We start from the raw sequence: 22,750 nt of genomic DNA on the forward strand, positions 1-22,750 counted from the left end.
TGTCGAACTCTTTCTTTACTGATTTTTAACTGTCTTCCAAGATCTTCTAACGTTGCGGGTTGCTCAGCTAAGCGCCGGACCGTAATAATCATCCGTTCTCTCGGGCTTAAGTAATGCATCGCTCCTTGAATCCATAACCGTCGTACACTGTCGTCAAGGGTAATCAAGGCAGCAATTTCAGGATCAGGGTGCTGGTCCGCTAAGGCATATATCCAATCATCCGCACCGGACTCATTCATGGGTTGACTCAATGACATATCATGGCTGGACAGGCGGTTTTCCATATCTTCCACATCGTGAAGAGGAACTTGCAACGTTACCGCAATATTATCACGCTCTTCCATTGTCATTTGATCCGTGCTCATCTTGGATAATTGCGCTTTCAGCCGTCTTAAATTAAAAAACAGCTGTTTTTGAGAAGATGTGGAACCTGTGCGAACAATGGACCAATTACGCAATATATATTCTTGAATGTAGGAGCGAATCCACCATCTCGCGTAGGTTGAAAAGCGTACGTCACGAGCCGGATCAAAGCGCTCCGCCGCACACATTAATCCCAGATGACCTTCTTGAATGAGATCTGATAGAGAAATGCCATAGTGACGAAACCGAATCGCCGTACTAACCACCAGACGCATATAGGCTTGAACGAGCAAATGAAGGGCCTTTTCATCCTGTCTCTCATGCCATGCCAATGCAAGTTTTTGCTCTTCTTCTTTCTCAAGAAGAGGCTGCTCCATCAATTGACGGATATACTCCACGTCAGCATGTTTCGTTGTTGAACCTGATGCAAAATGTTTCATTCTTCCCCGCACTTTTTTGGATAGGACAAAGCGCCTATCATACCTCATGGTAAAGGCATGAGCGTAAACATCTAGTTAAGGAACGTTCCTCAAGAAAGCTTGAAAAAGCTAACAGATTCTTAATTTAATCTTACGTTATCCATTTTTTGATATGATAAAGCTGAACGGTCCCGCTTTCTTTATATGGAAAAGTAAATGGCTCAATTGCAAAAGCTTCTTGGTTTTGGCTCTCGATGGCAGATGCAACTTGTATGCTTGTCCATATTAATGATTTTTGCGCACCTTCTTCTGAAAATACTGCCCTTCCCCTCCTTGGGAAGCATCCCCCTTGAGAACTACCCCCTTATATTTGTGATAACAGTGGGAGGATTGCCCTTGCTTGCCCAGATTCTCCTTAAAGTCAAAAGGGGCGATTTTGGGGCTGATGTCCTGGCTGCAATTGCGCTCATTACGGCAGCCCTTCTCGACCAGTACCTCGCAGCCACCTTAATTATCTTGATGTTGGCCAGTGGGCAGGCTCTGGAAACTTATGCCTTGGGAAAAGCTTCTTCTGTCCTGAAAGCCCTGGCGGATCGGATGCCGTCCACGGCGCATTTAAAAGAAGGAGAGACTATTCGGGAAATTAATCTTAACGACATTAAAATCGGAGATCAAATCGCTGTTTTTCCCCATGAAGTGAGCCCCGTGGATGGCGTCGTTTATGAGGGTCAGGGTAAAATGGATGAATCTTATCTCACGGGCGAGCCTTATCAACTGGCCAAAGCTCCAGGGACCACCATCCTTTCCGGAGCGATCAATGGGGAAACCATGCTTATCGTCCAAGCAGAGAAATTACCTGTCGATTCGCGATATAACAAAATTGTCGAAGTCATGACCGAAAGCCAACAGAAGCGACCAACCTTACGTCGTCTTGGAGATCAGGTTGGGGCGGTTTTTGTGCCCATCGCTTTGGGGTTTGCAGGCTTGGCTTGGGTCTTATCCGGAGATCCGATGCGATTCCTGTCCGTTTTGGTCATTGCCACCCCTTGCCCGCTCTTGATTGCAATTCCGATCACCATCATCAGTGCCATCTCTATGGCCGCACGGCAAGGTATTATCATCAAAGATCCTGTAGCCTTAGAGCGGCTCCCAACTTGTCGAACAGCGATATTTGATAAAACGGGCACCTTAACTTACGGAAAGCCAGAGCTCATCAATGCCTTTATTGCACCTGGATTTGAAGAAATGCGCGTGCTGCAGTTGGCCTCAAGCCTTGAAAAATACTCCAAACATCCTTTGGCTCAAGGGTTCATCAAAGCAACTCGTAAACATAAGCTTCTCTTAAGAGAAGCCACCAAGGTATCCGAAAGGCCAGGACAAGGATTAACAGGTGTCATTGAGGGTCAAAAGATTCACATTACCCATCGAAAGAGACTCCTTGAAGTATCCCCAAACATCGCCGCTCACCTGCCCTCCATTAATCCAGGCCTGGAATGTATTGTAATGATCAATAATGCTTACGCAGGCACATTTCAGTTTCGGGATGCCCCTCGAAAAGAAGGGCTGTCCTTCATTCGCCACCTCGGGCCCAAGCACAAGATCAATCGCATTCTCCTTGTGTCTGGAGACAAAGAATCCGAAGTGCGCTATCTTGCAGATTTGCTGAAAATTCGTGAAGTTCATTTCTCGCAAAGCCCAGAACAGAAACTCGATATTATGCGCCATGAAATCGCCCTCGCCCCCACGCTGTTTGTCGGTGACGGTATTAATGATGCGCCCGCCCTCACCCTTGCCACTGTTGGGATTGCCTTTGGCAGTGAGAATAATATTACAGCAGCTGCGGCCGGCGTTGTTGTATTAGATAATAATTTGCGTAAAGTCGATCAATTTATCCATATCAGCTACACCATGCGAAAGATTGCCCTACAAAGTGCTGTGGGGGGGATGGTATTAAGCCTCATTGGCATGGGATTTGCCGCGTTTGGGTATATCACCCCGGTTGCTGGCGCTCTTCTTCAAGAAGGCATCGATATACTCGCCATCTTTAATGCCCTTCGCCTCACCTTCGGCCAAAAAATTAAGACGGATATGAAAGGGTGAGCTCTACCCTGTGCCGATTAGATTGGGACCTCCATAAGACCCGTAAGGTTGGGGGTGAAAAGGTTTTTGGAATAATATTATCTATTCAACTAGTTACGTCATTGCGAGAAGCGCCCGTGCTTTAGCGCGTGGCGGGACGCCTCGCAATGACGGAATTTGTTTACAATAAATGGGATCTCTCATACCCCTCATCCGCTCCTCTTTTGCATCGAGGAGTTTCACAACCTCCCCCCCTAAGGGGAGAGGTCAATACAATTTTTAATATTAATATGGTGAATTAAGACGAGATATAAAAGCCTTAAGCAGCTTTTAAGAAGCCCTCAAGCTTTTGAGTTGCCGACGATTCATCAATTTGCTCAACGGCTGCGAGTTCGCGCACAAAGCGCTCCAATGCAGCTTGATAAATTTGACGCTCGCTGTAAGATTGGTCCGATTGAGTGGTTGCCCGGTACAAGTCACGAATGACTTCAGCAATAGATTTTGGATCACCAGAATTGATTTTTGCTTCGTATTCTTGAGCGCGGCGGCTCCACATGGTGCGGCGGGATTTGGTGCGGATAGTGAGCATTTGCAAAGCGACACCCATATCTTCAGAAGTACTCAAAGGGCGAAGACCAGCGGCTTTCGCTTTTGACAAAGGCAAGCGTAAGATCATACGATCTTTCTCAAAAGAAACAACCACAAGAGAAACTTCGATCTCTCCAATGGACTGAGTTTCGTGACCAACAACACGGCCTACGCCATGGGCTGGGTAAACAACATAATCACCTTCGTTAAACATTTTTGTCATCTTAATGGTCGTCATTGTCAAACTCGCTTTTCTAATAATTCGATTGAAGGACCTTAATTTACAATAGGCTCTTTGGCCTCGTTACGAGGGGCTATGATTTAACCCCCATTGGTTTATCACTAAAGTGATCTTGAAACTTGTTCTTTACGGTTAGCCATTCGTCAGCGTCCGCAGGTGAAGTGCCTTTACGGGTGATGTTGGGCCACTTCTCAGCATATTGCCGATTCATTTCAACCCATTTCTCGGACCCTTGTGCCGTGTCAGGAATAATCGCTTCCGCCGGACATTCAGGTTCACAAACACCACAATCAATGCATTCTTCCGGATTGATGACGAGCATGTTCTCGCCTTCGTAAAAACAATCAACGGGACAGACTTCAACACAATCCATGTATTTACATCTAATGCAGGCTTCTGTAACAACGTAAGTCATTGCAAATCTTTTATGTTATTGTGCTCTTTCCAAGTACAATAACGAACTCTATGAATAACACCTTGGTCTATTTATATACCACATTTTTAACGGATAAACAACGTAAAAGACATTAAACTGATCTTGAAAGAGGTAATGCTCTTAAATGTAGCCCCTGCAGCGGGGCTGCAGGAATCCTGAAGCAACGGTCAAGGCCAAAGTCTTACGGGCTTGATAATTTGGCTTGCTTATTCTTGAACACGGACACAAACAAGCTTGTGAATACCGGGTTCTAAAACAGCGATTCCCTTCTCAAGACTTTGCTCTAGGTCACCTGTTTTATACTTCAGTTTACTCACAAGCTTCGAAGATCCTCTTACAATGGCCAAAGTCCCGAAAGAAGGATCAACGGTGAGCTTTCCAATATTGAAATTCAGAATAATATCCCTTAAGCGCCACTGGAGACCCTGGATGAGGTCTTCGCAACCCTGACAACAATCTCGATAAGAAGAAATTGCCAAAACAGCATGCTTGATGGTTACCCTATTTGTCGTTTGTCTATTTAAAGTATTTTGCAATTTATTTTCGAGTAAATATCCAATTTTTTTGCAAAGAATTAAGGCAAATATAGCTTCAGAATCAAGACAATTATTTTTCCAGGCACCCCCGATCACTTCTTGGCGTAATTTTGCTTCCATGAATTTACCAAGAGCAATGCTCTTATCATCAGGAGCTCTTCCGTAGATGTCATCCTTTTCTTTGTCGTTAAGCAAATCTTGCATCGCGTTAACAATACGATACCTTTTCTTAAATTCGATATCTGATTTTTTTAAAAATTTTCCGCCTGCCAAGAACACTTCATTGAGAATAATTGTTAACGGTTCCATGGTTCCATCATTTATTTGATAGAAAATTGTGAAAGCAGCTTTTGCGACATTGGGAAGTTTATCAGCATCTTTTTGGGCATGATGAATTTTTTCTTTGAGCACGCGCAAAAAGTTTTCATCAAAACACGTCGGGGACTCCTCAAAAGGAAACTCGTAAACAGTGTCTTCTAATCTATATTGGGTTAAATTCCGGTACTCTTTATGGGGTTCTATATCCCTTATATGTTTAATCAATTTTGGCACTGGTTTGAGAGCCGGCTCTCCGGCACTGGGTTGTGGGTCTCGTTTAGTTTTTTCTACTGCTGGGGAGGATGGTTTTATTGCATTAACAAGGGATGACCATGACTTTTTGGCTGGCTCTGAAGACTCTGTCGTCCCTTTATCTTTACCTTGATGAGGGTCAATGGTGACAATGGACTTGGCTTTGCCACCCTTTGATTTTTCGGCATTGGACTTGAGTGAAGTGGCTTTAGGGGCAGCTGGGACAATCCTCACCAAAGGGGCTGATGAAGGTTTTAGGGAAGTCTCTTGAGCCGCAAGTGCCGCTTTAGGTCTACCCTTTTTAGTAACTAATACCCATGAAGAGTTTTCCGAAGCTGAATCTGAAGATTCTGCTGCCAAACTCATTGAGGAAAGACTTACACAAGCCGCAATAGTATAAAGAAAATATTTGTTCATTTTTAAGCGCTCCAATTTATAATTTTTGTGTATTGTTTATATAATATTAGAACTATCAATTTACAAGTAAAAAAGGACAAATAAATATATTAAAAGTAATTTAGTACGCAATGCTTTTCAAATACAGCCCTTGCGGCGGCGCTGTAGGACCACTGAGTCGACGGTCGCGGGCCTCAAGCATCGTCGGAATCATATCCACGTCGATGCATCCCTCCCCAATCCTCTTCAAGGTTCCCATCATAATACGCACCTGATTGTGCAAAAAAGAACGAGAGGCAACTTCTGCAATAATATACCCACCCCCTTCCATGGGCACGTAACGAATATCAAAAGCATCAAGCGTTCTAACGGGGGAATTCGCCTGACAACGGGTTGCGCGAAAACTTGTGAAATCATGATGTCCTACAAGGTGCTTCGCCGCCTCAATCATCTTTTCCACATCTAAGGGCGCAATCACGTGCCAGGCTTGATTGGCCTCAAGGACCAGGGGAGCCCGACGATTGTAAATGCGATATTCATACACCCGCCCGGTTGCGGAAAATCGCGCGTGAAAATCAGGCGCCGCTTCTTCTGCTTTTAGAATAACGACACCGCGATTGCGTAAATAATGATTCAAGCCATCGCACAAACGATAACCGGGAACATCATGATTCAAATCAACGTGAGCCACTTGTCCCAAAGCATGAACGCCCGCATCGGTGCGGCCCGCGCCTTCCACAATGACATCTTGATCAAACAATGCTTTGATGGCATCTTCGATGGTGCTTTGGACGGACGTTTGCTTTCTCTGGCGTTGCCACCCGCTAAAGCGATTGCCCTCATATTCGATGGTTAATTTGTAGCGGGGCATGGCATCACGGTTCCGACGGGCAAGGAATAACCCCTCAAAAAGCTGACCGCGTCTAATGCTGCACCGCCGGGGCGCTGGATCATTTTGATGCGCAAAGCGTCTTTTCCACAAGCGATGGTCAATTGGTCGTCAAGAACGGTTCCTGGAGCCCCTGATGTGTTGGGAATCGCTTCGGCGGAAGAGACTTTCAACCGAGTGCCATTGTGCTCAAACCAAACACCCGGCCAAGGGGATAGCGCTTGAATTTTCCGAACCAAAACATCCGCTGATTCCTGCCAATTGATTTGGCCTTCTTCCTTCGTCAGTTTGGCAGCGTAAGTCACGCCCTCTGTCGGTTGCGGTGTGGGAAGTAAAGTTCCCGCCGCATAACCTTCTAACGCTTCAAGAAGGAGAGGCCCCCCCATGATTGAGAGAGCATCATGCAAAGAGGACGCTGTTGTTTGGGGTGTGATCGGAATACTTTTTTTAAGAAACATCGGACCGGTATCGAGACCTTCATCCATTTTCATAATGGTAATGCCGGTTTCTGGATCGCCCGCTTCAATGGACCGTTGAATAGGTGCAGCTCCGCGCCATCTGGGCAAGAGGGACGCATGAACATTTATACATCCCAATCGGGGCGCCTCCAAAATGGCTTTTGGTAAAATTAATCCATAGGCAACGACAATGGCAATATCCGCGTTGTGGGAAGCAAAAAGAGCTTGCTCATCAATGCCTTTCAGACTTAATGGGGTAAAGACGGCAAGTCCTGCCGCGTCTGCAACTTGGTGGATGTCACTCTTTTGAATTTGATGGCCGCGCCCACTGGGGCGGGGAGGTTGAGAATAGACCGCAACAATGTCGTGATGACTATTCAATAAAGCTTGAAGGGTTGGAACAGAAAATGCAGGTGTCCCCATGAAAATGATCTTTAGGGGAGGTGTGGTCATTGCTGATATCTCCGTGCTTTCAGAAGTTTACGGATGAAGATTTCCTGTTTCAATCGCGAGAAATGATCAAAGTAAAGAATGCCGTTCAAATGGTCCATTTCGTGCTGCACACAGCGCGCCTTAATTCCGTCTAAATCCAATTCGACTGTTTTATTATGTTCATTCGTGAAGCGAATTTTAGCGCTGAGGGGACGCTCAACAGGCCCATACAGATTGGGCACCGACAAACAAGCCTCATCCATCTGACAGGTTTCTTCCGACGTCCACAACAGCTCAGGATTCACCAATTTAAGAACATCTGGACCCAGGTCGTCTTCACCGGCATTAAAATCGATCACAATGACGCGCTTGTCCACGCCGACTTGAGGTGCAGCCAGACCCATGCCATCATTGGGATACATGGTCTCCAGCATATCATCCATGAGGCGACGAATCTCATCATTAACCGTTTCAACAGGTTTGGCGACAATCTTCAGCTTCGGATGGGGGGCCGTTAAAACGGTAAGTATTGCCACAAGCCACGCTCATTTTCATAAAGGTTTTTCATAAGTATTACTTATGTATTTTTGACTCAAAATTCAAGTAAATTCGTGTTTATCCGCCTGAGGGAGGGCTCTGGCAGCTGATAGATGGCGCAGATTGAGCAAAGGTTATCTCACCATTATTGCAAACCAATTCAGTCATTGCGAAGAGCGCCAGCACGAAGTGCCTGGCGAGAGGTGGCAATCCATGTATTCTCAAATGCTTGCACTATACATGACGTTTAGGTTTTCAAATACATGGATTGCCGCGTCATTCGCCTCCGCCTTTGGCGGAGGCTTAACTCCTCGCAATGACATGATTTCTTTCATACATTTTTGAGTGTGGGAACATCAACATCAGACTCGGTGTTAAAGTGTCTCTTCAATCTATTTTATGAGATCGCCACTTAAATGGGTCAAAATGCCAATCAAGGTTCCGCTCATACAGGTGGCAAGTGTTCCCGCAAAGACGGACTTAATCCCCAAAGCCACGATTTCATCCCGACGCTCCGGCACCATGGTCCCGATACCACCAATGATAATGCCGATGGCAGAGAAGTTCGCAAAACCACACAAAGCATAAGTCATGATGAGGGCACTGTGGGCACTCAAGTCACTGCGCGGCACTTTGGAGAGTTCGAGAAAGGCGACCACTTCGTTCAAAACCGTTTTGGTGCCCAACAATTTTCCGGCGGTTGCCGCTTCTGACCAGGGAATCCCCATGAGCCAAGTGACAGGTGCCATCACATATCCGAGGATCCGTTGCATGGTAATGGCCTCTCCGCCAAAGTTTGGAAGGATCCCTAACACCGCATTCAACAAGGAAACAAGGGCCAGAACGACGATCAACATCGCCATCACATGGAGAAATATGGTCAAGCCATCAGACGTGCCGCGGGTCACCGCATCCATCCAATTAGAAAACCTATACGGCGCCACAAGCGTGCCGGACGTCATCACCCCTTCGTGGGGGATCATGATGCGCGACAAGGTAATGGCTGCCGGAATGCTGATGATCGACGCTGTCAAGATATGGGCGATCGGGTTTGCCACGGTACCCTCAAGAATGGATGTATAAAGGGCCATCACGCTGGCAGCGGTTGTGGCCATACCGCAGGTCATCACGGTGAACAATTCGCACCGGCTAAAGTTCTTGAGATAAGGGCGCACCAACAACGGCGCTTCAAGATTCCCGAGGAATACCTTAGATGCTGCAACGACCCCCAAGGCACCGCCGATGCGCAACGTGCGTTGTAAAGCCATGGAGAAGAGGCGAACGATGAAGGGGAGGACGCCCCAGTGGAAGAGCAACATGGAAAGGGCACTCACCACCATAATGGTTGGCAATGCTTGGAGGGCAAAAATAAACGTGCTGGCCCCGGAGTCCGGTAAAATGCTGAAGGGAACGGCGCCGCCGCCTAAATACCCGAAGACAAATTGGGTGCCTTGTTGGGTGGCATGTTTTAGGGCCTCAACCCCTTTGCTTAAACTCTCAAATCCATGACGAATCAGGGGAAATTGCGTAATGATGACTGCAAGGCCAATTTGCAAGCCCACCCCTAACAGAATGTCCCGTTTTTGAACGCCGCGCCGATTTTCACTGAAAAGCCAAGCAACACCTAAGAACACGAAAATTCCTAAAACGCCTTGCCATATCATGATTCTATCCTTTCTTGTGGATTATTTGTGTTTGTAGACTACACAAAATACCCCCCAAAAAGCGAGAGGAAATCTGAGTCGGCCCATAACTTGTTCCATTCAGAAATTTGGGGTGGATGCGCATCGAGAATGCGACTATGCTCGTGAATAAGAAAAATAGGCTATCGGGTAACAAGGGTCATGAATTCTCAGCCTCTCAAAAAAAGTATTGATAGCAATACTAAGTTTCCCCTTGAAGAAATCGTTTTATCAGACAAAAGTACAATCATAATCTCAAAGACCTACTTTAAAATATTTTGGTTTTTCTTAATTTCAGCCATTTGCCTTCCTATTCTTCTAGGGGGCTATCTTATGAGATTTGACACCTCTTTTCTCAATGATTACGATGTCTTGCTTGACTACAAAACTTCCCTTGAAAATCAAAAAAATGACGTTGTTTTTATTGGAGATTCCTCTGGTCTCATGGGGGTTATTCCCAAAGTAATTAAAGAAGAACTGGGGATAAATGTGATCAATCTAGCCACCCTTGGTAATGCTGGAATTATTGGGTATGATGTTGTCCTTCGGAAGTACCTCGAGAAAAACACAGCCCCAAAATTAATTGTCTTCTATATTTCTCCCTCGATCCCTAATTCTTACATATCGGGGACGTTCGAACAAATTTTTGCCTACACCCGCTATGGAAAACTCGATTCTCTGGTCGAGAATTTTGGAGAGCACAACATTCTTCAAATTCATTCAGCGATTGTCACCTATATATTAGAGAAAATCAAACCTACAAAGGATCAGGACACGTTGAAAGAGTTTCGGGGGAGCATAGAAAGAGACCTTGGTTATCAAAGATCGCTTCCCAACGTGGCTGTAATGGCGCCAAAAGCACGCATCAATAGTCGACATCGATATGGCGATTATTTTCACACCTCCCTTGACCCAAGGAAAAAAATACAGAAGCTCGTGGATCATTTCTCCAACGCAAAAACCAAGGTTATCGTCTATATTGCCCCCATGCCAGAAGGCGAAGAAGCCTTTGATTATTTTACAGATATTTATAAAGATATAGCTGCAAATCAGACCTACAAACTCCCCAACACACACTTTTCGGATTACACCCACTTGGAACATGAGGGCGCGACTCTAAACTCAAAAATTGTTGCGCGCTTCATAAAACCCCTGATCCCTCCCAGCAAAGGTGAGGTATAAGAAACGATGATTTTCAACTCATATACCTTTCTACTCATCTTTTTGCCCCTCAGTTGGATGGGGTTTAAGGCCTTGCTTCGAAAGGCTCCTCACCATATTACCTTGTATCTTATGGGAATTTCTCTTATCTTTTATGCGATGTGGGACTGGAGAAATTTATGGGTCCTTATCCCCTCCATCCTGTTTAATTACACTTTAGGAAGACAACTGCAAAAGAGGCAAAGTGGGCCCTTATTGGCTTTTGGAATTTGTACGAACATTATCCTTCTGATTTATTACAAATATTTCACTTTTCTGTTGTCCCAGATAGGACTTAATCTAGACGCTTCTTTGAGCACGACTCTGCCCTTAGGCATATCGTTTTTTACTTTCACGCAAATCTCTTACCTCGTTGACACTTACCAGAAGAAAACTGAAGGCACTGTTTTTAAGGATTATTCCTTGTTTGTTGTCTATTTTCCCCACCTGATCTCAGGTCCCCTCTTGCATCACAAAGACATGATCTCGCAATTTACGTGGAAGAATGTCTCATCCAAGGACAAAGAATATTATGCCATTGGGTTAGCCTTCCTCATTTTAGGGCTCACCAAAAAAGTTTTTTTGGCCGATCGCTTGAGCTTAATCGCCGATCCAGTATTCTTGAATCTCAAAGATCTTACGATGATTGAAGCATGGAAAGGGATACTCGCCTATACGTTCCAACTCTATTTTGATTTTTCTGGGTATAGCGATATGGCCATTGGCATTTCAAAATTGTTCCACATTACCATGCCGATCAATTTTAATAGTCCTTACAAAGCGACCAGTATTATTGAATTTTGGCGTCGATGGCACATTACCCTGTCCAATTTTTTGAAAGATTATATTTACATCCCTCTCGGCGGAAATCGGGATGGGCAATTTCGGAAACTTCAAAACATCTTTATTGTCATGCTGATTTGTGGCGTCTGGCATGGGGCCGGGTATACCTTCTTCATTTGGGGGTTGTGGCATGGGTTCTTTCTGATTGCAAACCATGTTTGGCGCTTGTATGTAAAGACACCTATCATCCCCAACCCCTGGCTTTCTAAAGGAATCAATTGGAGTTTAACCTTCTTTGTTGTCATTCTCGGGTGGGTCTTTTTCAGATCCTCATCCCTTAGTAATGCAACCGAAATGTTTTCCGTCCTATTTTTTGGACAAGTCGGGAATTTCCTTGTCGACAAAAATTGGTTGCTCATTTTCGCAGCTCTTCTCCTCTCAACGCTTGGCCCCAATAGCCAACAGCTGCTCTCTTATGATTATTCGTCTAAATACAACCCCTTTTCACTTGTGTGGCGTCCGAACCCTTATTGGGCAGCGATGTTAGCGTGCCTTGCAACTTATTCCCTGGTTCGAATTCAACCCATCAGCCCCTTTTTGTATTGGCAATTTTAAGAACCTCTCTCTTGAGGTTTATTCCTTTTAGGGAATCATTAAATTCCCTCTCGAAAAGGAATGAGAAATCTGCGTAAAATCACCTCAGGTTCATAGGAGAGGAATACAACGTGATTTTGATATTGGCATTTTTGGGGGGAGCACTTGTAGCAGGAGTGGCTGTATTCATTTACAGCCGTCATATTATGCAGCGCATCCTGTCTCAAAGTGCCATGGATATGCAGATCCTTCAGCAGAATCTCTCGAACGAGCAAACACGTGCTGCCATGTTGGAAGAGCGGGCAAGCCGTGTTCCGACATTGGAGTCTCAAGTGTCGAAAATATCCGAGGAAGGACTCAGTCTGCGAGCAAAGACCATTGAACTGTCAACCGCCCTTGACCACGAACGCCGTCAAGCTCAAGAGAAAATCGTCCTTCTCGAGGAAGCGCAAACCCGCCTCTCCCAAACATTCAAGGCTCTGTCAGCGGATGCTCTATCGGCAAACAATCAATCGTTTCTTGATCTGGCAAAATCAACATTGGAGAAGTTCCAAGAGTCCGCCAAGAATGATCTTACCACCCGCCAAAAGGCCATCGGCGAGATGTTAACACCCGTCCACCAAGCCCTCGGCAAGGTCGATGTCAAATTGCTGGATCTGGAAAAAGAACGGGTCGGCGCCTATCAGGTCTTGCGCAATCAAGTCTCTGAGCTCGTGAACAGTCAGAAGGAGTTGCGTCAGGAAACCTCAAATCTCGTCAAAGCCTTGCGGACGCCAAGCGTTCGGGGTCAATGGGGGGAAATGCAACTGAAGCGTGTTGTCGAGATGGCGGGTATGGTTGCCTATTGTGATTTCGCAGAACAAGTCTCTGTTGAGGGGGAAAATGGTCGCTTACGCCCGGATATGGTGGTGAATTTGCCGGGTGGGAAGAAGATTATTGTGGATGCGAAAGCCCCGCTTTCTGCTTATCTGGAATCTCTTGAAGCGCCGGATGATCAAACCCGCAATGAGAAATTGGTAGAACATGCCCGGCAAGTGCGCGCCCACATCAAAGCCTTGAGCCAACGGGCTTATTGGGATCAGTTTGAATCCACGCCTGAATTTGTGGTGTTATTCTTGCCCGGCGAAACATTCTTTAGTGCTGCTCTTGAAAAGGATCCAACCCTCATTGAAGCTGGCGTACGGGAAAAAGTGATTCTAGCCACCCCTACAACGCTCATAGCCCTCTTACGATCGGTTTCTTATGGATGGCGACAGGAAAGCATTGCAGAGAATGCAAAGGCCATCAGCGACCTCGGGCGGGAGCTCTACAAGCGCGTGAGCGATCTTGGCAACCATATGACCCGTATGGGCCGCCATCTTGGTCAAGTGGTGGATTCCTACAATCAAACTGTAGGCACATTGGAGCGGCGCGTTCTTGTTTCTGCCCGTAAATTCAAAGTGTTAGACACATCCAATGAGGAAATTGATGAATTGTCCGCCATCGATCATATTCCCCGTAATCTTCAGTCCCTCGAACTCGTCGGCGAAGAAGGCCTATTACCACCTCTGCCCTTAGAATCAGAGAAACTTGAATCCCTAACAGAAGAGGACGCCGCTTAATGACCGCTCCCATCGTTGCCCTCCAAATGGACCCCGTTTCTTCCCTAAAAATTGAAACAGATACCACCTTTGCCTTGGCTCTTGAGGCTCAAAATCGTGGCTATAAATTGTTTGCCTATACGCCCACGGCCTTGTCTTATGCGCACGGAAAAATTCTAGCTCGTGGCCACATGGTTACCTTCAAAAATGATTCAAAAGACTATTATAAATTGGGAGAAGAGACCCTCCTCAATTTAGGAGAAGCCCGTTATGTGTTGATGCGACAAGACCCTCCTTTTGATATGGCGTATATCGCGGCGACCCATTTTCTAGAGCTTCTCCCAGCAACAACCCAAGTCATCAACAATCCAATAAGTGTCCGAAATGCGCCTGAAAAATTGCTTGTGACGTACTTTAAGGAACTCACGCCCCCAACACTCATGTCCTGGGATCGCGCCCTCATTGAAGACTTTATGGACACCCATGGTTCTGTGGTCATTAAACCGTTATTTGAATTTGGTGGTAACGGGATCCTGTTGCTTCATCAGGGCGACCCCAATCTCACAGCCCTTTTAGAAACATACAGAAAACTCTATTCAGAACCCCCGATCTTTCAAAAGTTTCTCCCGGAAGTCGCGCAAGGGGATAAGCGGATTATCTTGATTGACGGAAATCCTATGGGCGGATACAAACGCATCCCCTCTCAAGGTCAAACACGCAGCAACATGCGGGTTGGGGGGCGAGCGGAACCTGGGGAACTCACGCCCAAAGATCGTGAAATTTGTGCTGCCATTGGCCCCACCTTGAAAGAACGGGGTCTTTATCTGGTTGGTATTGATGTGATTGGGGATTATCTCACCGAAATCAACGTGACGTCCCCGACTGGAATCCCAGTCATGAACCGTCTCTATAATTTAGATTTGGCGAAGGATTTTTGGGAAGGTTTGGCCTAAACTGGGTCGTTCTTTAAAGCCTTGTACAAGCTTTGTGCACAAAACGTGATGAATAGTTTATTGTTTTCGGGATCTGCGATGAAGATATTAGGGTCCATGGCGATGGAGCCAACAAGAGCCCAAACCATCGTAATAACAAATTCAGGTTTTAGAGCCGGATTCATTTCACCGGTCTTTTGAAAATGCTGGACCGCTTCCAACCACTTGAGAGACTCTTTTGACAGCGTGATGCCAATGGGTTGATCTGTTTTGATCTCTAGACGTTGCCAACTGACCATGCGAACGATATCCGGATTGTTTTTATAAAATGTAATGGCGCGTGCGATGAGTTCCGAGAGGAAGGGTTCCAAGGGTTGGTCAAGGGAGGGGAGGTTTGAATATACTGACTTACCTTCTTCAACAATGGCTTGTTTGACCTCTTGCCAAAGCTTTTCCTTGTTGCCGAAATGATGAAACAACAAACTATGATTAACACCTGCCTTTGTGGCAATTTGCCCCATGGAAGTTCCAGAAAACCCATGTTGGACAAATAGGGTACGCGCCGACTCTAATATTTTTTCACTTGTTCCCTGGGTGGTCCTCTGGGTTGATTTTTGAATCTTAGATGGTGCCTTAGTTGCCATGACGCTTCCTATTCATATGTTTCATTATGGGACAAATGGCCCATAAGCATAGTCGCCATGCTATCAAGGAATGATCGGGGATTCAAGAAGGAATGACTTAACCGAGGATTGCCCTCAAATACACCTGCAACAAGGTAGGGGTGAAGTGATAAAACATCACTCCCCCCTACAAGGTGCAATCCGCTCCATAGAGGTAAGAGACGGATCGCATTCATGAAAGGCTCACTCGTTTCCTTGAGGAAGAGCAGCCTGAATTTTTTGAATCATGGATTCATGCCATCCATTCACCACTTTATCCTTGAGATTCTTTAAAAAGGATCTATCACTCCTCGTGCTCTCAAGTTGTTTCTTCAAAATCATCAAAAATTGATTTTTATAAAGGGGAGGCAACTTACACGCACTTTCTATACTTTTTTCAAGGCTCGTTTTATATTCTTGCATATAGCCATTCGTCGTTGAACTTTGAGCAAACAAAGCCACTAAAGATTTTTTATAGGCTTGAATTGCCTCCAAGAAATTAGGATGGACCGGATTATTATCAGCCTTAACTCTTGTGCAAAGATTTAAGAACAAATTCGATGCCGCTTCTTCGGCCATCAGGTGAGAACCTTTTCGAAAACCATCTTTGAATCCAGACCAGTACGTTTTATCCATATTATGCTGCATATTGTGCACCATAAAATTGGAGACCCATAAGAGCTTTTCCATGACGTCTTGATTTGATGATTGATCTGTTAATTCTCCTACCCTTACGGTTTCTTGAAGATACTTACTGATGTCAAAATTGGCTTCACTTTGCCATCTGAAAATATATTCTCCAATCGGAGCTACATGGTCATAAAAGTGATTTTGTGTGAGATCATAATAGTTAAGTTGTTCTGCAACTTGAGTTGTTGCATCCAAAATGACTTCTTGAACCCTTCCGGTTTCCACGCCCAAAACTTTTGCAAGCATCGAGCAAAACTCCGGGCCCATACATCGACTTTTCGACAAAGCAATTAATTCTTCGAGGGCCGCTGGTTGCACATTATCTAAGGCCTTCACTTCCGGCGGAAGATTCATTTGAAATCGCTCATAATCACAAAGTACAACGCCACGATGATTATGGGGAATGACCGTCTGATCTGCTTTTTGTGTATTTCTTAGAATGCTTTCTGTGCTCTTTTCACGAGAATTGAAAAGCCCTTGCATTGTTACTTCAAGATTTTTTTTCAATGAAGCATTTGTAAGAAGCGAGGCTTTTGCAGCTTTCTGTTCAACATAACCCGCGCCGAAAGACACAAGCCTGAGAAGCATAAGGTCGGCTTCTTCTCTAGAAACGAGTTCTTGGTAGTGTTCTTTAATTGCATGATAAGTAATATTGGCTGGATCATTTTCCCAAACACCACCATCTACAAAAGTTCGCCTTTCACCTTTATAGACGACTTCGACAGGATTTAGAAAAGTTGGTGCAGCAGAAGTACACATGGCCACTTCGTATGCTGTAAGATCTCGGACCTGGCCAAAATTGCTAGAATCAAATAGAACGGGTTCTTCTGGATCTGTGCAATAACTTGCGACAAAAACAGGTTTTAATAATTTATTAAAGAGAATTTGCCCGCCATTCCTATCTCGACAAAAGTGTTGCATCAGGGATTTAAGGTGCTCTTCATTATACTGCACCGTAAATACTCCAGCGGGATTAAAATGGTTAGAGACATACTTTTTAAAAATAAGACCACCATAATAACGATATATTCTTAACACATCTACTGGAGAAAGCTTAGGCTTACCATCTTCACCCGGCAAATTGGCAGCAACGGCATAAATTCCGCCTGTCGAAGTGCCTGCATAGGCGTCAATATATTTATAAATGCTTTCCAACCCAAGGTTTTTGGCGACTTGATCAGCCACTGCATACGCATGTGCTCCTAAAATACCAATAATTCCGCCACCATCAAAACTCCAAACCGTCAGGGGTCTATCCTGGCTTCGATCATCACGGCGAATAAGTGAGCGTCGGATTAGTTGATTCCAATCTGTTAAAGAATTGGGGTTTGCTCTGTCCAGAAGCGCTCCTCGGGCTGGCGGAGGAGATCCATGCGCAGCTGAGTTGTCATCTTCCATGCCAAAAGCTGTTGACATGCCAAGAGCGAGCGTCAATGCAAAAACCGATAGGGTAGATTTCCAATTTAACTTCATTTCATTTAATCCTTTACGCATTCTATATGTTGATAAATGTGCTTGTTATGTTTCATATGTAGGTATTAATTTTTACGTTACAATGGACAATTTAGTTTTATTTTTAATTTATATTTCTATATATTTATTTTTGTAATTTTTTATAATATTACAGAGACACAATCCCCCTTATTCTATAATTCGACTTCCTAAAATGGATAAGAACGATAGATTGTTTTTAAAGGGAACCCCCCGCCCCTTCAGAATTTTGTTAAATCTGGAGGGACGGGAGAATTTCGTTTTCTGTAATAGATTTATTTAGATTTAAAGATGTTTCCAAACCTATTTGCGGCGGATTTGAAACCACTAACAAAGCGGCTTGCTACTGTAGATGCTTCCTTCTTGAAGCCTTTTACTGTAGACCCAATCTTTTCACCAACGGAAGGTTGCTTCAAAGCTTCCTTAACCGGAGCCACAACTGGAGCGGCTATCGGTGCTTGTTGCGGAACAACCTTTGTTTCGTTCGTTACACTTGTAGCAGGCGTATTGTCTACAACCTTTGCCGTCGTGTCACTTGTATTATCCCTTGCGTAGCTTTTACCCCAAGCACGTGCCGCGGACTCCCGCAACATGTGAATATGATATAAAGGATTCGGAATAGAAGTGTTACCGATGGTTTGTGACTTCCCTATTCCTGTACGCTTACTCTCTTCAAATTTAAAAACCTCATTCCCGACTTTAACTTGTCCAGCCTGGCGCAATGCTTCAAGAGCTTGGATGTATCCTGCCATAGAATGTCGCGTTATATTTGCAGAGTAAGGAATATGCAACTTTGTACCAAAATGCTTATACCCGAGAGCTCCAAAAGCCGCGCTTGGAATGATATCTGTGAGCTGCATTACGTTTAGAAATCTGCCTTTGTATATGTCATGTAGCGCCTCGGCGTCAGAAACACCAAATACACGAGGGGTTCCAAAAGTTACACCTCTTGTGATGGCATTGTACTTTTTCAAAGAATAGGCCAAGAATTCTTGTGTTAAGCCGCCTCCAAGACTGTGTCCAGTCGAGGTAACATACTTTTCAAGAAGTTCTTTCAGGCTTATGCCACGAATTGAAGCAATTTGCCCAAGAATTTCAAAGACTTGATCATTCGTTCTATAAAAACCCTTCCTAATACCATTATGGGACCGAAGGTTGGTTTTTTCGTCATGAGTGATATTAAACAATAAGTCGGTCGCAACGTTGCGAGCCGTTTTTGTCCCTTTATATACAACGCTGACGCGGCCATCTTTGTGGGTTATAATCAATCCAGAGTTTTCAGCTTCTGTTCCAAAAAATTGAACACGGTTGCCTTCTGCTTGAAGTCTTTCAATTTCTGCAAATTTTTGCTTGGTTGATTCCTTGATCTCTTCAGGTTTATTAACATCAAACCCGGCTAAAGGATCGATATAAGCCAAATCTGCAAGCTTTGCGTACTCATGAGTTTCTTCTAGCGTGAAACTTGCAAGTTTTGGTTGGCTGATGATCTCAGATTTCTTTACCACATGTTCAGCTTTATTTTCTTTGTCAACAATCACGGAAATTGAAAGAGGCTCTCTTTTCACGCTCAACTGCTTTTGAGGCAGGAATTGGGAAGTGAGATCAATTTGCGGAATTGCTTTTTGTTCTTTCATGTTAGTCAAAATTGATGGATTGTATGTATCAACCGTGTCCAACACGTTATCTTGTGAAAATTTACCATAAGTAACTGTACTTAAAACAAAAACGGAGGCGGTTGCTAACAATATTTTCTTATTCATCAAAACACTCTTTTCCCTAATTAAATTTGATCGACATCACTTATTTTAATGATCTCTCTACCACATATAAGAGTTAACTGAATTTTTACAAGTATAAATTTAGTGTCATCAACTTACCATCTTACAGATATGACAACGTCTGTTAATGTTTAAAGCTATAAATTGTAAATTCTTATATAAAGTTTTTTATCGAGAGCTATTGTTGTTTTTCATTAAAACAGCTTTCTTGAAGTGATTATTAACTGATCAGTCAACGCAAAGTCAACACTTTTTTTTAGAATTCACATTTTTCTAGGATTTCAGCGGAATTTTTCATCGCTTAAGCTATAAATTTACACAAAAATTAAGTCTATGTAAACTATTAAATTGAAGAAACAATAAAAACACGAGCAAAATGAACGCATACATCTTTAATCTTCCCCTCCCCGCAATTGACATTTCCCCTTAGACCTTTCATATTGAGCTCACAAAAAGGGTAAGGAGAGGTTCTTCATGTTAAAAGCCATTAATTTGTCCGTGGTCATTCCGGTTTATAATGAAGCGGAGAATTTGCCCTCCTTATTCCAACGCCTGACAGAAACCCTCGACAAAACCAAGAAGCCTTACGAAATTGTCTTCACCAATGATGGCAGCAGTGATGCTTCCCTCGACATTCTGAAGGGGTTTTTTAAAACGCGCCCGGACATTGTTCGTATCGTGGACTTCCACGGGAATTTCGGCCAGCACATGGCGATTATGGCGGCCTTTGAGCAGACCCGCGGCACCCTTGTCGTAACTTTGGATGCTGATCTCCAAAATCCTCCCGAGGAAATTCCAAAACTTCTGGAAAAGATGGGGGAAGGTTTTGATTATGTGGGTAGCTATCGCGCCAATAGACAGGATAATTTCTTTCGCACTTACGTATCGCGCCTAGTGAATTGGTTTCGGGAAACCACCACAGACATTAAAATGCGCGACCAAGGCTGCATGCTGCGTGCCTATTCACGGCAAATCGTGGATCAGATTGTAAAATCCCAAGAACGATCCACATTCATCCCAGCACTTGCTTACAAAATGTCCCTCAACCCGACAGAAGTTGAAGTGAGACATGATGCGCGAGCGGCTGGTGTATCAAAATATAATCTCTATCGCTTGGTTCGGTTAAATTTCGATCTTATTACTAGTTTTTCTCTTATTCCGCTCCAGATCTTTACCCTTTTTGGTATGGTCATTTCGGGCTTAAGCGGGCTTTTGGTCGGCTATTTGCTGCTTCGGCGTCTCATTATCGGCCCTGAAGCGGAGGGATTGTTCACCCTTTTTGCCATCCTTATCTTCCTCGTGAGCGTGGTTATTACTGGGATTGGGATTATTGGGGAATATTTGGGTCGCATCTTCCAAACTTTGAGCATGCGTCCACGGTATGTCGTTCGAGAACTGATTGAAAAGAAAAAATGACAAAGATCGTTCTTTTTGCTTATAGTCTTGTTGGTCACGCGTGCCTGAATGCCTTGATTGAAGCTGGAGAGACTGTTGTGGGTGTCTTTACCCACCCCGATGCGCCCGATGAGCCGCAATGGTTTCCATCCGTGGCTGAATTGGCCAGCGACCACCGCATCCCTGTCATTGCAACGGAAGGACCCAAAGACCCTCTCGTCCTAGAAGCGCTTCAAGAGATGCAGCCGGATCTTCTCTTTTCGGTGTATTATCGCAAAATGATTCCTGGATACATTTTAGAGATTCCCCGTCTCGGGTGTTTTAACATGCATGGCTCTCTTCTCCCCCGTTACCGTGGCCGAGCGCCCATCAATTGGGCGTTGGTTCATGGAGAAACGCAGACAGGCGTCACTCTTCATCACATGGTCAAGTCTGCTGATGCCGGGGCCATCGTGGATCAAGAAGTCGTCCCCATTGGGCCCATAGATACCGCTTTTAATCTAACCCATAAACTGGGAGAAGCCGCTGTTCGCGTGCTCCTTCGCCAACTCCCCGCCTTAAAGGAAGGACGCGCGCCCGCTATTCCACAAGATGATTCTCAAGCAACCTATTTCGGGGGACGCGGTGCGAAGGATAGCGAGATTGATTGGCACCAGTCCTCCTGGCAAATTCACAATCTCATTCGTGCGGTGCCCTATCCCTACTTTCCCCCAGCTTTTACCCACTACAAGGGGGAGGTGTTGGAGATTCGGGCGAATCGATTGCCAGAGGGTGGCCGTCTCGATCACCAAGTTCAACCTGGTCAGGTGGTTGATAAAGTTGAGGGATGGATTCGTATCGCTTGTGGTGATGGACTGGATTTTATTGACATCACCGAGATGTCTCGCCCTTTCAGTGAGATGACTGTTCGAGATGTGTTGGGAAAGACATTCTAAAACACCACCGTCGCTGTCGCAAAAGCTGCAAGCCCCTCTTCGCGACCAATGAACCCAAGCTTTTCTGTGGTGGTGGCTTTCACACTGACGCGGGATGACTCAATCCCCAAAATCTGGGCGACCTTCGCAATCATTTGGTCACGGTGGGGGGCAATCTTGGGCTTTTCTCCCAGAATTGTTATATCCACATGAGAGATTTTTCCGCCCCGTTCCCGCACGCGTCGTCCTGCATCTTGCAAAAACATGCTTGAGTCTACGCCCTTCCAACGGTCATCTTTTGGGTTGAAATGCTGCCCAATATCTCCATCCCCAATGGCGCCCAACAAGGCATCTGTCAAAGCATGAAGGCCCACATCCGCATCGGAATGACCAATGAGGGAAAAGGTCGCAGGAATAAAAATCCCTAAAATTATAACGCCCTCTCCAGGGCCGATGGCATGCACATCAACGCCATGCCCCACCCGTATATCTGGAACAGACATGGCTTCTCCTTCTAAATCTTCTGCTGTCGTGATTTTCCGATTTTTGGGCTCCCCGTCAACAATTTGAACGGGAATATTAAGGTGTTCCAACAAACTCGCATCATCGGTCAAGTTGGGGACATTTTGTAATTGTTGATGGGCGGAATGAATGGTTGGATAATCAAACCCTTGGGGGGTTTGGGCTTGGTAAAGATACTGCCGATCAAGTGTTGCTTCAATGGTATTTTGGACAGCCCGCTTAATCGTGTCAGTCACGGGAATGGCAGGAATGACGCCCTTGTGATGTTTCAAAGCCCCTATCACCCGAGAGATCAACTCCTGACTTACAAAAGGCCTGGCAGCATCATGAATTAGAACAGTGTGTGGAGAATGCTGTTCCAAGCTCTCCAACCCTAAACGAACAGACGCACTACGCTCTTGTGCGCCAATGACAGGTGAAAGAAGCTTGGGATTGTTAAGGGCGGAAATCGCAGCTGTGTAGAGGTCCTCATCACCGACGCCAATCACCACCCGAACCCCATCAACTTCTGGATGGTTGAGGAAAGCGGAAATGGATTGCTTGAGGATCGATCCTCCTTTCAAAGACTGATATTGCTTCGGAA

19 protein-coding genes are annotated in these 22,750 nt (G+C 45.0%); 7 read left to right on the plus strand and 12 right to left on the minus strand.

Annotated elements, in window-relative coordinates; translation table 11 throughout:
* Positions 1-803: RNA polymerase factor sigma-32 (locus K2Y18_09255; protein ID MBX9805920.1), on the minus strand; the 803-nt coding region annotated here is incomplete at its 3' end.
* Between the two features lie 195 nt (positions 804-998).
* Here K2Y18_09255 and cadA point away from each other — a divergent pair.
* A complete protein-coding gene (cadA, locus tag K2Y18_09260; GenBank protein MBX9805921.1) occupies positions 999-2,882 on the plus strand; it encodes a cadmium-translocating P-type ATPase in 1,884 nt (627 codons plus the stop codon).
* Between the two features lie 298 nt (positions 2,883-3,180).
* Here cadA and K2Y18_09265 read toward each other — a convergent pair whose 3' ends face one another.
* The 7 genes from K2Y18_09265 to K2Y18_09295 all read right to left on the minus strand — a co-directional run bounded on the left by K2Y18_09265 (position 3,181) and on the right by K2Y18_09295 (position 9,608).
* Positions 3,181-3,672 carry a CarD family transcriptional regulator gene (locus K2Y18_09265; protein MBX9805922.1) on the minus strand — a complete coding sequence of 164 codons (492 nt, stop codon included), beginning with the start codon at positions 3,670-3,672 and terminating at the stop codon, positions 3,181-3,183.
* Positions 3,673-3,763: 91 nt separating this feature from the next.
* Positions 3,764-4,105: a ferredoxin family protein gene (locus K2Y18_09270; protein MBX9805923.1), complete on the minus strand. Its 342-nt coding sequence runs from the start codon at positions 4,103-4,105 to the stop codon at positions 3,764-3,766.
* 227 nt (positions 4,106-4,332) lie between these two features.
* Complete coding sequence (locus K2Y18_09275) at positions 4,333-5,649, minus strand: hypothetical protein (protein MBX9805924.1); 1,317 nt, start codon at positions 5,647-5,649, stop codon at positions 4,333-4,335.
* Between the two features lie 100 nt (positions 5,650-5,749).
* Complete coding sequence (gene truA / locus K2Y18_09280) at positions 5,750-6,499, minus strand: tRNA pseudouridine(38-40) synthase TruA (protein MBX9805925.1); 750 nt, start codon at positions 6,497-6,499, stop codon at positions 5,750-5,752.
* Positions 6,481-7,428 (minus strand): methionyl-tRNA formyltransferase, encoded by a 948-nt coding sequence (gene fmt / locus K2Y18_09285; GenBank protein ID MBX9805926.1) that lies wholly within the window; start codon positions 7,426-7,428, stop codon positions 6,481-6,483. Before fmt ends, truA begins: the two co-directional genes overlap by 19 nt.
* Entirely contained in the window at positions 7,425-7,943 is a 519-nt protein-coding gene (gene def / locus K2Y18_09290) for a peptide deformylase (GenBank protein MBX9805927.1), read from the minus strand. Before def ends, fmt begins: the two co-directional genes overlap by 4 nt.
* Before the next feature lie 393 nt (positions 7,944-8,336).
* A complete protein-coding gene (locus tag K2Y18_09295; GenBank protein MBX9805928.1) occupies positions 8,337-9,608 on the minus strand; it encodes a nucleoside:proton symporter in 1,272 nt (423 codons plus the stop codon).
* 351 nt (positions 9,609-9,959) lie between these two features.
* Between K2Y18_09295 and K2Y18_09300 the strand changes: the two genes are divergently transcribed.
* The 4 genes from K2Y18_09300 to gshB all read left to right on the plus strand — a co-directional run bounded on the left by K2Y18_09300 (position 9,960) and on the right by gshB (position 14,736).
* Positions 9,960-10,808 (plus strand): hypothetical protein, encoded by an 849-nt coding sequence (locus K2Y18_09300; protein MBX9805929.1) that lies wholly within the window; start codon positions 9,960-9,962, stop codon positions 10,806-10,808.
* Between the two features lie 6 nt (positions 10,809-10,814).
* Entirely contained in the window at positions 10,815-12,224 is a 1,410-nt protein-coding gene (locus K2Y18_09305; GenBank protein MBX9805930.1) for an MBOAT family protein, read from the plus strand.
* 185 nt (positions 12,225-12,409) lie between these two features.
* Positions 12,410-13,804, plus strand: a complete 1,395-nt coding sequence (locus tag K2Y18_09310) for a DNA recombination protein RmuC (protein MBX9805931.1) — start codon at positions 12,410-12,412, stop codon at positions 13,802-13,804.
* Positions 13,804-14,736 (plus strand): glutathione synthase, encoded by a 933-nt coding sequence (gene gshB / locus K2Y18_09315; GenBank protein ID MBX9805932.1) that lies wholly within the window; start codon positions 13,804-13,806, stop codon positions 14,734-14,736. Before K2Y18_09310 ends, gshB begins: the two co-directional genes overlap by 1 nt.
* Here gshB and K2Y18_09320 read toward each other — a convergent pair.
* The 3 genes from K2Y18_09320 to K2Y18_09330 form a co-directional block, all read right to left on the minus strand.
* Positions 14,733-15,359 (minus strand): TetR/AcrR family transcriptional regulator, encoded by a 627-nt coding sequence (locus K2Y18_09320; protein MBX9805933.1) that lies wholly within the window; start codon positions 15,357-15,359, stop codon positions 14,733-14,735. The genes gshB and K2Y18_09320 overlap by 4 nt on opposite strands.
* Positions 15,360-15,581: 222 nt before the next feature.
* Entirely contained in the window at positions 15,582-17,540 is a 1,959-nt protein-coding gene (locus K2Y18_09325) for a patatin-like phospholipase family protein (GenBank protein ID MBX9805934.1), read from the minus strand.
* Positions 17,541-17,833: 293 nt separating this feature from the next.
* A complete protein-coding gene (locus K2Y18_09330; protein ID MBX9805935.1) occupies positions 17,834-19,318 on the minus strand; it encodes a lipase family protein in 1,485 nt (494 codons plus the stop codon).
* Positions 19,319-19,810: 492 nt separating this feature from the next.
* Between K2Y18_09330 and K2Y18_09335 the strand changes: the two genes are divergently transcribed.
* Entirely contained in the window at positions 19,811-20,752 is a 942-nt protein-coding gene (locus tag K2Y18_09335) for a glycosyltransferase (protein MBX9805936.1), read from the plus strand.
* Positions 20,749-21,666, plus strand: coding sequence for a formyltransferase (locus K2Y18_09340; protein MBX9805937.1), 918 nt, complete (start codon positions 20,749-20,751; stop codon positions 21,664-21,666). Before K2Y18_09335 ends, K2Y18_09340 begins: the two co-directional genes overlap by 4 nt.
* Here the strand turns inward: K2Y18_09340 and ispF are convergent.
* On the minus strand, positions 21,663-22,750 hold a 1,088-nt coding region (ispF, locus tag K2Y18_09345; protein MBX9805938.1), incomplete at its 5' end, for a 2-C-methyl-D-erythritol 2,4-cyclodiphosphate synthase. The two genes, K2Y18_09340 and ispF, sit on opposite strands and share 4 nt — an antisense overlap.

The sequence above is a fragment of the Alphaproteobacteria bacterium genome (assembly GCA_019746225.1).
Lineage (GTDB): Bacteria > Pseudomonadota > Alphaproteobacteria > Paracaedibacterales > VGCI01 > VGCI01.

Coding starts and splice junctions, on each gene's coding strand:
- cadA (MBX9805921.1), top strand. CDS start 999: ATGGCTCAATTGCAAAAGCTTCTTGGTTTTGGCTCTCGATGGCAGATG.
- fmt (MBX9805926.1), bottom strand. CDS start 7,428: ATGACCACACCTCCCCTAAAGATCATTTTCATGGGGACACCTGCATTT.
- K2Y18_09320 (MBX9805933.1), bottom strand. CDS start 15,359: ATGGCAACTAAGGCACCATCTAAGATTCAAAAATCAACCCAGAGGACC.
- K2Y18_09325 (MBX9805934.1), bottom strand. CDS start 17,540: ATGAAGTTAAATTGGAAATCTACCCTATCGGTTTTTGCATTGACGCTC.
- truA (MBX9805925.1), bottom strand. CDS start 6,499: ATGCCCCGCTACAAATTAACCATCGAATATGAGGGCAATCGCTTTAGC.
- K2Y18_09335 (MBX9805936.1), top strand. CDS start 19,811: ATGTTAAAAGCCATTAATTTGTCCGTGGTCATTCCGGTTTATAATGAA.
- gshB (MBX9805932.1), top strand. CDS start 13,804: ATGACCGCTCCCATCGTTGCCCTCCAAATGGACCCCGTTTCTTCCCTA.
- K2Y18_09270 (MBX9805923.1), bottom strand. CDS start 4,105: ATGACTTACGTTGTTACAGAAGCCTGCATTAGATGTAAATACATGGAT.
- K2Y18_09300 (MBX9805929.1), top strand. CDS start 9,960: ATGAGATTTGACACCTCTTTTCTCAATGATTACGATGTCTTGCTTGAC.
- K2Y18_09330 (MBX9805935.1), bottom strand. CDS start 19,318: ATGAATAAGAAAATATTGTTAGCAACCGCCTCCGTTTTTGTTTTAAGT.
- K2Y18_09295 (MBX9805928.1), bottom strand. CDS start 9,608: ATGATATGGCAAGGCGTTTTAGGAATTTTCGTGTTCTTAGGTGTTGCT.
- K2Y18_09310 (MBX9805931.1), top strand. CDS start 12,410: ATGCAGCGCATCCTGTCTCAAAGTGCCATGGATATGCAGATCCTTCAG.
- K2Y18_09340 (MBX9805937.1), top strand. CDS start 20,749: ATGACAAAGATCGTTCTTTTTGCTTATAGTCTTGTTGGTCACGCGTGC.
- K2Y18_09305 (MBX9805930.1), top strand. CDS start 10,815: ATGATTTTCAACTCATATACCTTTCTACTCATCTTTTTGCCCCTCAGT.
- K2Y18_09275 (MBX9805924.1), bottom strand. CDS start 5,649: ATGAACAAATATTTTCTTTATACTATTGCGGCTTGTGTAAGTCTTTCC.
- K2Y18_09265 (MBX9805922.1), bottom strand. CDS start 3,672: ATGACAAAAATGTTTAACGAAGGTGATTATGTTGTTTACCCAGCCCAT.